Source organism: Gluconobacter albidus, assembly GCF_002723915.1.
GTDB lineage: Bacteria > Pseudomonadota > Alphaproteobacteria > Acetobacterales > Acetobacteraceae > Gluconobacter > Gluconobacter albidus.
Window position 1 is genome coordinate 1 of sequence record NZ_BEWL01000011.1, and the last position, 12056, is coordinate 12056.

Below are 12056 nucleotides of genomic sequence, written 5' to 3' on the forward strand. Positions count from 1 at the left end.
CTCGGGATCCGACCGCCGGTGATGAGGAAGAACAGGATCGTCCCCAGCCCCGAGCACAGGATCGCCACATTGGGGTCAAACCCCATCAGCAGCGGCCCCACAACGGTCGATCCCGTCATCGCAAGGACATGCTGGCCGCCGAGCAGGACCGTCTGTCCCACGCCCGGATGCTCGTCAGGCGCGATCATGTCCGTCCGTTGGGCCCGGCGCCAAACCGGAAGCCAGCGTTCACCCATCCTCAGTGTCCTCCGTTCGCGCGGATCTGAGCACGGAGCCGGGCTACATGGGCCTCCACAGCCGACTTGGAAATACGCGCGCATCGTCATCAATCCTGCCGCGAAATTATCATTCCGTTAAAACAACAACCAAATACATGAACAAAGTTTGAACAAAATTAAAATACAATACCCCACTTCGAAATTATAAATTTCCATAATTCCGGTAATAACTTCCGTTTCATTTCGTAACAAATGGCCAGAATCAGGTTTTCATGCAACACAACGATATTAAATTTATATTTAATACGTTTTGGCGCGACTCTCCAGTTCTTCAGTCAATAAAGCCAAGCTATCAGATCATTATGTTATTTTTGCGGAATGACATCACCCGGTAACGAATCCCCAAGTTTTCTCTCCCAGCGTGAGGATTGTGTTTCTATGAAAGCCAGATCAGCACCACGTCGAAACATCATGCTTTTCGCCTTTTCCGCGCTGACCGGGGCCGCTGTAACAGCACCCACCGGCTCGGCGCTGGCCCAGGCCGTCAGCGCCTCACAAGACAGCACTGCCGTTCCGAAACAGACCAAGCCCCAAAGCCGCACTGCCACGGGAAAAGCCTCGGCAACCACATTATCCCGCAAGGCCACGCTGCAAAAAGCCGCCGCAACAGGCGTCAATTCAACCCGTGCGGAAAGTGTTGTCGTCACGGGAACGCTGTTCCACGACAAGAACCTGAGCAGCGCGTCCCCGATCGAACAGATCACGGCCAAACAGCTCCAGCAACGCGGCATCAAAACCGTGACCGATGCTCTCCAGCTTCTGTCATCCAACGGTTCTGGCAACCTGACCAACGCTTTCTCTGCAAATGGCGCCTTCGCGGGCGGCGCGTCTGCCCCCTCTCTTCGCGGCCTCCAGACCTCCGCAACACTCGTGATGATGGACGGCATGCGCCTGTCCTATTATCCCGCAGGCGATGATGGCGCGCGCAACTTCGTTGATACGAACTGGATGCCGGCGTCTCTGGTGCAGACCATCGACGTGCAGCAGGATGGCGGCTCCGCACTGTACGGCGCTGACGCCGTGGCCGGCGTCATCAACATGATCACGCGCGAACAGATCAAGGGCTTCGAAGGCAACGCCGAAGGCGGCCTCAATCAGGGCGGCTATGGCGGCCACCAGCGTCTCTACGCCAATTACGGCGTGGGTGACGTGGAGAAGGACGGCTACAATTTCTATGTCAATTCGGAATACCAGTCCGATGACATGATCACCAACAGCCAGATCGGCTATCCCTACAACACCAGCAACCTGACAGGCATCGGTGGCGGCAACGCGGATGGAAACATCCTCGGCTCAGACGGCACATTCAGCAATGCCGTCACGCAGACCACAGGCGTCGCGGCCAAGGCCGTCGACAGCAGCGGAAAATCCCTCAGTGGCTATCAGTTACTCAATCCGACCTCGGGCTGCAACGGTCTGTCCGGAGCGCATTCGGGCTATGTAACCGGCACGCCAACAGGGTCCGTCAGCAGCCTGTGCCAGCAGGACACAGTCTCGAAATACAGCGTGATCTCACCGTATGACCGCCGTGTGGAAGCCACCGCGCATCTCACGGTCAAGCTCGGCCCGCGCGCCAAGCTCGTCAGCATGTTCACCTACTCCCAGAACCTGTCCTCCTACAGCGGCACACCCAGCGCGTTTTATGCCAACACACAATCACAGCTCGGAACGAGCAAAGGCGTGCTCGCCCCGGCCTATCTGCCGGACGGTTCACTGAACCCGAACAACCCCTATGCATCCCTCAACGAAAGCGCACAGCTTTACGGACGCTTCATCGACCCCACGGAAGTCACGCAGTTCTCACAGAACTACCGCGGATCCATGCATCTGACAGGCTGGGAACCCTCAAGCTGGGGCGGTGACTGGAACTATGACTCCAGCATGGTCGGCATGAATACCGATCTTTCAACAAAATACGGCAACTACATCAATATCGGCGATCTCAATAATGCGATCGAGAACGGCACCTATAATTTCGTCGACCAGAGCGCCAATTCCACGGCAGCAAAGAACGCCATCGCGCCGACAGAAATCGTCCATTCCAAGACAGAAGAATATTCCTGGCAGGCCTCCGTCACCAAAGGGCTCGTCCGACTGCCCGGCGGCATGCTGAACCTCGCGATCGGAACCAACGTCCGCTACGAAGGCTTCAGCGCCCCTAACGCCAACCCGGTCGACACCACTGACGTCAACAACCAGTACGAAAGCATCAACCCGTTCAGCGCGATCGGCCATCGTTACGTCTATTCGGGCTATTTCGAACTGAACGCGCCCATCGTGAAAATGCTGAACGCCGACTTCCAGGGACGTTACGACTCCTATTCTACGGGTTTCAGCCATTTTTCTCCAAAAATCGGCGCCACCTTCAAGCCGAGCAAAGAGTTCATGCTCCGTGGCACCTGGTCGCAGGGCTTTCAGGTTCCGAGTTTCTATGAAACCAACGGCACCACCATTGGCTATACGTCCTACGGCCCGTCGAACCTGACCTGGATCAACCAGCATCTGGATTCCAACGGCAGCAAGGACAGCTACGCACAGGCCTATAGCCTCGGCGGCCAGAGCGTCGGCAACCCGAACCTCAAGCCCATGACAAACAACACCTTTACGGGTGGCCCGGTCTTTCACCCCTTCCCGTGGATGACGTTCAGCGCGGAATACTGGTACATCCGCGAGAAGAATGTCATCGTCTCCAACCCGACCCCGGCAGCAACCGTGGCGGCAGCCTACGAGGCCATGAACACCAACCAGACGGTAATGATCGACGGCAACACCGTGGTCCCGGACATTGCGGATCCGCTGCATCCTGACGCACCCCGCCGTGCAGGAATCATTGAATCGTCTTACATCAACGCCAACAGCATGATGACCGACGGCGTTGACCTCAACCTGTCGATCACCCATCGCCTGCCCGGCCCGCTGAAGATGATCAACTGGTACAGCAACGGCCATGCAACATGGGTCCACCGCTTCAACCAGACCATCCCCGGCGTAGGCGTCGAACGTTTTGCCGGAACCGAAGGCCCGTGGAACACGACCTCAGCCTCGGGAACGCCCCGCTGGCGCGCCAACTGGCAGAACACCTTCACCTGGAACAAACTCTCGACGACTTTCACGGTCTATTACACCAGCGGCTATCACGGCACGGCAGAAGACAACGATGGTCCGGGCACGGCCGGAAACTGCAATTACGCCCTCTATCAGGATGTCAGCAGCTTCTATCCGTCCCAGTGCAATGTCCGCCATTTCTGGGATCTCGACATGACCGTGAACTACCAGTTCAACAAACAGTGGGCCGGCTACGTCAACATCTACAATCTGGCCGGTTTCAAGGCGCCATATGATTTTGGCACCTATGGGTCCTATCTTTACAACTCATCCTGGGCGCAGAGTGGTGCCCTGGGGCGGGCCTTCCGCTTCGGAGTTACGGCAACACTGTAAGGCGTGATGCACCACACAATCAGGCGCTCCTCTTCGCGCACGGCATTCCTCATGGCGATGATCGCCATGGGGGTGCCCCGAGCCTTTCCGGCACCCCCCGCGCCCTCCGGCAGAACGGAGGCGCCTGTGCCATTCACCCTCCAGCCGGGCTCCGGCCCGGACTGGAGCCTGACCAGTGCAGACGGCCCCACTAAAGACGAAGTTCTAACGGCCCGTGCCGGAAGCGGCCTGACCAACCTCCGAACCCTTCGCCTCGACACCACTGCAACAGACCTGCGGACGGTCATCGCAAAACCCGGTTCCGCCTTTCGCGTCGCCCGACACTCGCACCTCACCTACACCATCTTCCCTGTCGCCGACCCGCTCTCCCTGACAGACGACGCCACATACACCAGCCTCGACATCCTGTTCACCGATGGCACCCGCGCCTCCACACTCGGCGCCCATGATCTTTCCGGCGCCGACCTGACAGCACAGGGTCAGGGCGCAGGACGCGCACTCTACCCCAACCAGTGGACGCTCGTGGACGTGCCTCTCGGCAACATCGCCGCGGGCCGGACTGTTGCAGCCCTCGAACTGACGTCCCACGCGCCAAATAGCACAACACGCCGCGTGTATCTTGATGCAGCCTTCATCACCAATATCCCGGATCAAACCAGCCTGACGCCCGCCGACCTCGTGGACACGCGGCGCGGCACCAATGCGAACGGCCATTATTCGCGCGGAAACAACTTCCCCGCCGTGGCCGTGCCGCACGGGTTCAACTTCTGGACACCCGTGACGCGGGGCAATTCCAACTGGCTTTACCAGTATCAGGAACGCAACGGCCCCGATAACCATCCGCGCCTCGAAGCCCTGTCCCTCAGCCACGAACCCAGCCCGTGGATGGGCGATCATGATACCTTCCAGATCATGCCAGCCCTCGGCCCAGACACGCCTTCCGCAGACCGGACCGCACGCGCCATCGGCTTCACGCACGACCACGAAACCGCCCTGCCCTACCGCTATGCCGTCATACTGGATAACGGAATCGCGGCAGACATGTCCGCGACCGACCACGCGGCCATCCTGCACTTCCGCTATCCCGGCGGCACAACGCGCGGACAGGTCGTGTTCGACAACATTACCAATCAGGGCCGTCTGAAAATCGCTCCGGACGGACGCAGTGCAGACGGCTACACGGATGTCGCCAGCGACCTCTCCACCGGCGCAAGCCGGATGTATGTCCATCTCGAATTCGACCGTCCCGCCGTCACACAAGGCCGCCTGACCGGCCAGAAACGCGACGACGTGCAAGCCTGGGCCGCGTTCGACACCACAGCCGATCCTACGGTCACGGTCCGGATCGCAACCTCTCTCATCAGTTCCGATCAGGCGCAACACAATCTCGCGCTCGAACTACCAAACGGCGCCACACTGGAAACAGTCGCACAGGCTGCGAAAGCCGCCTGGAACAGCAGGCTGGACCGCATCCAGATCCCCGTCGCACCTCCGGATGAGCAGCGCACGCTCTACGGCAACCTCTACCGCCTCTATCTCTACCCCAACAACGCGGCTGAAAATGTCGGCACAATGGAGGCACCGCATCTGCGACATGCCAGCCCGTTCCAGCCGAGACAGCACCCCGACGGCCCAACGCAGACCGGCGCTCCGGTTGTGGACGGCCCGCTCTACGTCAATAACGGTTTCTGGGACACATACCGCACGGCATGGCCCGCCTATGCACTGCTGACACCCGAAGAAGACGGCCAGTTGATCGACGGTTTCGTCCAGCAATACCGCGAAGGCGGCTGGATCGCGCGCTGGTCTTCGCCCGGCTATGCCGACCTCATGACCGGAACAAGTGCAGACGTCGCCTTCGCGGACGCCTACGCCAAACATGTCCGCAACTTCGATGCCGCGTCCTTCTATCGCGCAGGCCTGAAGGACGCGACCGTCATGCCCGACAATCCCGGCGTGGGCCGCAAAGGCCTCAACCGTTCCATGTTCAGAGGCTACACCGACACCGATACGGACGAAGCCCTGTCATGGTCCAATGCCGCCACACTCAATGATTTTGCTCTGGGTGAAATGGCTGCCTCCCTGTCCGCTTCCACGCCCGATGCGACAAAAGCCGATTACGCGGCGGAAAGCTGGTATCTGCACAACCGGGCCCTGAACTACGTCCATCTGTTCGACCGGGATGTCGGGTTTTTCGTCGGCCGCCGCCCGGACGGACAGTGGAGAACCACGAAAGAACAGTTCGATCCGCTCGCCTGGGGTGGCGACTATACCGAGACAAACGCCTGGACCATGGCCTTCGACCCCGTTCAGGACGGGCAGGGACTTGCCAGCCTCTACGGCGGACGCGACGGACTGGCGCGCAAGCTGGACGCCTATTTCGCAACACCCGGCGTCTATCACACCGGCGCCTATGGCGGCGTAATCCACGAAATGCGGGAAATGCACGACATCCGCATGGGCCAGTACAGCCACAGCAACCAGCCCGCACATCATATCCTCTATCTGTACGACACCGCCGGCCAACCCTGGAAAGCGCAGGACAAAATCCGCGACGTCATGAACCGGCTGTATCGCGGCACGGCGATCGGCCAGGGCTATCCGGGCGATGAGGATAACGGCGAAATGTCGGCCTGGTGGATCTTCAGCGCGGCGGGGTTCTATCCGCTGCGCATGGGCACACCGACCTACGCCATCGGCGCGCCGCGCTTCGAGACCATGCGGCTGACGCTCGGAAAAGGACATGTCCTGACAGTCCGGGCGCCCGGTATCAGCGACCGCAACCGCTTCGTCCAGTCCGTCAGCCTGAACGGCAAACCGCTCACGCGCTGGTGGCTGGGCCATGACGACATCGCGGATGGAGGCGACCTGCTGTTCCGCATGGGGCCGCATCCCTCGCACTGGGGAACCGCGCCAGAAGCGTCGCTGCCCTCCCTGACCCCGGCCGGACACAGCCCTGACCCCGCGGTCGATCTGGCCGATATCGCCGGGGCAACCCATACCGGACCGGACGCGCTGTTCGACAATGACGCCCTGACCTCCGCTTCCCTTGACGGCGCAGACGTCACCGTCACACGCCCTGCCGGAGCTTCCGCGCTGGCCTATACGCTCACCTCCACCGACATGCCCGGCCATGCTCCGTCCGCATGGGACGTACTGGCTTCGGATGACGGAAAGACATGGCAGAAAATCGACCATCGCGAGAACGAAACATTCCCCTGGAAACACCAGACACGCCCGTTCCTTCTACCCGACCATACGCCGCACAGACTGTATCGCTGGCATGTGCTCCAGCCCGCTTCTGCCGAGGCCGGAGAGTTTGAACTGCTGGGCCACGCTCACCCCCCGTCCCCCTGACCGTTTATTTCCCGGAGTCCCAAGCCCTTATGTCGCTTTCCACACTCGCCCGAAGCCTTCTGGCCGCAACCCTCCTGTCCGGAACGGCTTTCCTGCCCGTCCATGCCCAGACCACACCGCAGCAGCCCCCAAAGCCGGACGCCTCTCCCGCCTCTGCTGTAGATCCGCGCATCGGAACCGGAGGCGCCGGACATACCTATCCCGGCGCCACCATGCCATTCGGAATGATCCAGCTCTCCCCCGATACCGCGATGACGGATTTCCATCACGCCTACGCCTGGGCGGCGGGCTATCAGTATGATGATCCGACGATCCTGGGCTTCTCGCACACCCATTTCTCGGGCGCAGGCCATTCCGATCTCGGCGACGTTCTGATGATGCCGATTACGGGCGACGTACGACTGGAGCCCGGCGACGCCGCCGTGCCGGAAAGCGGATACCGCTCCCGCTTCCGCCACGCCACGGAAGTGGAAACTCCGGGCTATTACGCCGTCACGCTCGACGACTATAAAATCCGCGCCGAACTGAGCGCCTCCCGCCGTGTCGGATGGCACCGCTATACGTTCCCCAAAGGCAAACCCGCCCATCTGCTGCTGGACCTGCGACCCAGCATCTACGACTATCCGGGCAAGGTTCTGTGGGCGCGCCTGCATGTTGCCCCCGATGGGACGGTCTCGGGCTGCCGGACCACGCGGGGATGGGCGCCGGGGCGGACCCTGTGTTTTGCCATGCGTTTTTCAAAACCCATGACGGAACGCACACTGTATAACCGCGAAACGAAAGTGGCCTATCGCGGCTTCGGCGGCCCCGGGAACCACCCTGTCGACCATGAGGCCCAGAATGGCCGCGAACTGGAAGGCGTGTTCGATTTCGGACGCCTGAAAGAGCCGCTCCTCGTCAAAACCTCCATCTCCCCGGTCAGCGAGGAAAACGCCGTCGCCAATCTCGACAGCGAAGGACAGGGCTGGGATTTCGACGCACAGCACAACACGGCCCTGGGCGCATGGAACGAGGCCCTGTCAGTCATCGACATGCAGGGCACGGCGGAGCAGCGGACGCAGTTCTATACCGCGCTCTATCACGTCATGCTGGCCCCCACGCTCAGCATGGATGCCAACGGCGACTTCACCGGCCCGGACTATCAGCGCCACCGCGCGGATGGGTTCGAGTTCTACTCCACATGGTCAATGTGGGACGTTTACCGCGCGCAACAGCCGCTTCTGGCCATCCTGCGCCCCGATATGAGCTCACATTTCATCCGCTCGCTCATCGCATCCCAGCAGACCAGCCCGTTCGGCCTGCTGCCGGTCTGGGCGTATCAGGGCCTCGAGACCTGGTGCATGATCGGCTATCACGCCGTACCGGTCATTGCGGATGCGTATCTGGCGGGCGTGCGCGGCTTTGATGCCGAAGCCGCGCTCAAGGGCATGATCCGCAGCGCGACCTACGGACCCTACGGCGATCTGACCGACTACATGAAAATCGGCTACGTCCCGATCGACAAGGAGCCCGAGGGCGCTTCCAAGACACTGGAATACGCCTATGACGACTGGGCACTGGCCCGCATGGCGCGCGCGATGGGCAAAACCGACGTGGCGCGCACGTTCGAAAAGCGCTCCGACAACTGGCGGAAAGTCTGGGACCCCGAAACGCGCTTCATGCGCGCCCGCACATCCTCAGGCGCGTTCCACACGCCCTTCACCCCCGCCGCGGCCGCTTATGGAAGCGATTATACCGAAGGCAATGCCTGGCAGTATTCGTGGTATGTGCCGCAGAATATTCCGGGCCTGATCAAGGTCCTGGGCGGCCGCGAAAAATTCACGTCACGGATCGACGAACTGTTCGACACGAAGGTCGATCCCGCGATTTTCAAGAACGTCGAGGATATCAGCGGTCTGATCGGCTGGTACGCACATGGCAACGAACCCGACCATCATGTCGCCTATCTCTACGACTACGCAGGTGCCCCGTGGAAAACGCAGCAGCGTCTGACACAGATCATGCAGACGCAATACGCCCTGCGCCCCGACGGTCTGGCGGGCAATGACGATCTGGGCCAGATGTCCGCATGGTATCTGTTCACGGCCATGGGTTTCTACCCTGTCGCCCCGGCCAGTCAGGAATATGCAATCGGCCGGCCCTTCGTCTCCCGTGCCACCATGCATCTGGGCAACGGACATGATTTTACGGTCACAGCCGACAATCTGGACGACGCTCATCCCTACGTCGGCCAGATGACGCTCAACGGTCAGCCTTTAAGCACCCCGTTCCTGCATCAGCAGGACGTTCTCGCAGGCGGCGAACTGCACTTCGTCATGCAGGCCCAGCCACCGGCATAACGTCTGATGAAAGGGAAGACCCGCAGTAACGCGCGGTCTTCCCGACCGGAACCTGAATCAGAACTATACTCCGCATTAAAGGACGAGAACCTATTCTGAAAAATTATTTACTTCTTCATAATATTTATGAAACATATTTGTCATGAAACTATTACACGACATCACAGATACGCGAACATAATGTTCGCCGCGTTATCACCGCCCAGATTTTATCTTCTTGATGCCGGGAAAACGCGAAATGAAAAAGAATGGTGTCCTGCTCACCACCTGTCTGAGTTCGTTGGTCTTCTACAGCGCCCATGCGGCTCCAGTCCCTGCAAAAACATCCTCCCACGGAGACGCTGCCCAGCACAGGACACCCCGGCCAGCCCCCCAGAAGGCCGCCGCCAGAAAAAGCAGCACACCGGACGCTGCCATTTCCAACAAATCAGAATCCATCGTCGTTCTCGGCTCCGGCGCCTCACGCGAAACCCAGACCCTTTCCCATCTGGCGCTACAGGAAGTCGCCCCCGGCACCAGCCCGCTGAAGACGCTCTCGAAACTCCCCGGCGTCATGTTCACGTCTTCAGACCCGCTGGGCGCTTACGAATGGTCGCAGCAGATCATTATTCGTGGCTTCGACCAGAGCCGTCTGGGCTTTACGATGGATGGCATCCCGCTCGGCAACCTCGCCTATGGCAACGATAACGGTCTGTCGATCGGCCGCGCCCTGCAGACCGAAAACAACGGCCCCGCAACACTCGCCCAGGGTGCAGGATCAGTCGGCGTTGCCGCCTCGAACGACCTCGGCGGCGCACTCGAATTCACGTCCATCGACCCCACCACCAAATATGGCGTGGACGTCGCCGGAACGGTTGGATCCTACGGCACATGGCGCACATTCGCCCGCGTCAATTCCGGCACGCTGCCGGGCGGCGGACGACTGTACGTCTCATACGATTATCAGGACGCCAACAAATGGAAAGGCGACGGCATCCAGCAGCAACAGCAGGCAAACGCCAAGTTCATCCAGCCGCTGGGGGAGAAGGTCAAGCTGACCCTGTTCGGCGATTACAGCCAGCGCGCGGAAAATGATTATCAGGATCTGTCCCTGCAGCTGATCCACACCCGCGGCTACAATGTCGATAACGTCACCAACGACTACGGACTGGCCAAGCAGATCGCCCGGGCCTACCAGAACGGCACGGCCTTCCCGCAGGGCATCACCAATCAGGACCAGTCCTATTACAACTCCGCCGGCCTGCGTCAGGACGCGCTGGGCTACGGACGACTGGACTTTGACATTACCAGCCGCCTCAAAGGCTACGCCACGGTCTACGGCCATACCAATACCGGCGAAGGCATTTACGCCACACCCTACGAACCCACGCCTGACTCACTGGGTGGCTCGCCCATTTCGGTACGAACCACCGAATATGATATCCACCGCGAAGGCTTTATCGGCGGCCTGACCTACAAAATCGCCCATCACACGATCGACGGCGGCTTCTGGTTCGAAAACAACGACTTCGAACAGGCACGCCGTTTTTATCCGCTGAGCGAAAGCGGCTATACCGGCAGTTCAGTTCACTGGTTCCGCAACAATCCGTTCGCCACGCAGTGGCAGAGCGCGTTCAATACCAAGACATACCAGTTCCACCTTCAGGACACCTGGCAGATCACTCCGGCCTTCAAGCTGAATTACGGCTTCAAGTCGCTGGTCGTCGACAATCACGCCCGCCAGCTTGAAGGCAATTACATGGGCACGCCGGTCGCCAACACCTATGCCGGAGGGTCCATCACATCAGCCAACGGCTTCCTGCCGCAGCTTGGCGGCAATTACCGAATCAATCGTCACAACGAAATCTTCGCCGATTTCGCACGCAACATGGCGGCCTTCGACAATTCCACAACCGGCGCGACCAGCCCTTTTGCAATGACGACCGCAGCATATGCAGCGGCCAAGAATTCGCTGCATCCTGAAATGTCCTACAGCGAAGAAATCGGCTACCGCTATCACGACCACCGCATCCAGGCGTCACTGACCGGCTATTACATCGAATTTGAAAACCGCCTTGCCTCCATCTCACCTGTGTCCAGCGGCACGAACGTTCAGGGCTATGCCAGCATCCTGAGCAATGTCGGCGGTGTCACGGCACGCGGCATCGACGCTGCCTTCAACTACCATTTCACCGATAACTGGTCGATTTACGCCTCCTACGCCTACAACCAGTCCACCTATGACGACAACCTGACGACCGGCGGCGTGACATACGCCACCAAAGGCAAGAGCGTTGTCGCCATGCCGCGCAATCTGGCCAACGTACAGCTCAGCTACGACGACGGCTCGATCTGGGGCAATGTCGGCATGCAGTATCAAGGCCGCAGAACCTACACCTACACCAACGACCAGTGGATCAAGCCGAACGACATCTTCAACCTGAATGTCGGCTATCGCTTCCATAGCCATAACTGGGTGCTGCATGGTCTGGACGCCCAGATCAACGTCACCAACCTGTTCGACAAACGCTATGTCGCCACCGTCGGCAGCACGGGCTTTGCCGTCAGCGACCCGACCGGAAGCCTGCAGACCCTTCAGGCCGGTGCCCCCCGCATGGTGTTCTTTACCCTGCGCAAGCACTTCTTCTGATCGCTGACCTCTTCA

At 60.0% G+C, this 12056-nt stretch carries 5 protein-coding genes; 4 read left to right on the top strand and 1 reads right to left on the bottom strand.

The genetic code is table 11. The features are described from left to right. The coding region (locus tag GAL01_RS12130; protein ID WP_276526890.1) for a solute carrier family 23 protein at nucleotides 1–236 on the bottom strand (236 nt) is incomplete at its 3' end. Between the two features lie 420 nt (nucleotides 237–656). Between GAL01_RS12130 and GAL01_RS12135 the strand changes: the two genes are divergently transcribed. The 4 genes from GAL01_RS12135 to GAL01_RS12150 all read left to right on the top strand — a co-directional run bounded on the left by GAL01_RS12135 (nucleotide 657) and on the right by GAL01_RS12150 (nucleotide 12041). After that, complete coding sequence (locus tag GAL01_RS12135; protein ID WP_082790573.1) at nucleotides 657–3716, top strand: TonB-dependent receptor plug domain-containing protein; 3060 nt, start codon at nucleotides 657–659, stop codon at nucleotides 3714–3716. Between the two features lie 126 nt (nucleotides 3717–3842). Continuing rightward, entirely contained in the window at nucleotides 3843–7073 is a 3231-nt protein-coding gene (locus GAL01_RS12140) for a GH92 family glycosyl hydrolase (protein WP_255308590.1), read from the top strand. Nucleotides 7074–7102: 29 nt separating this feature from the next. Next, the gene (locus tag GAL01_RS12145; protein ID WP_082790625.1) at nucleotides 7103–9412 is read left to right on the top strand and encodes a GH92 family glycosyl hydrolase; all 2310 of its coding nucleotides are present in this window, start codon (nucleotides 7103–7105) and stop codon (nucleotides 9410–9412) included. Between the two features lie 238 nt (nucleotides 9413–9650). Next, nucleotides 9651–12041, top strand: coding sequence for a TonB-dependent receptor (locus GAL01_RS12150; protein WP_062027909.1), 2391 nt, complete (start codon nucleotides 9651–9653; stop codon nucleotides 12039–12041). The last annotated feature ends 15 nt before the right edge of the window (nucleotides 12042–12056 follow it).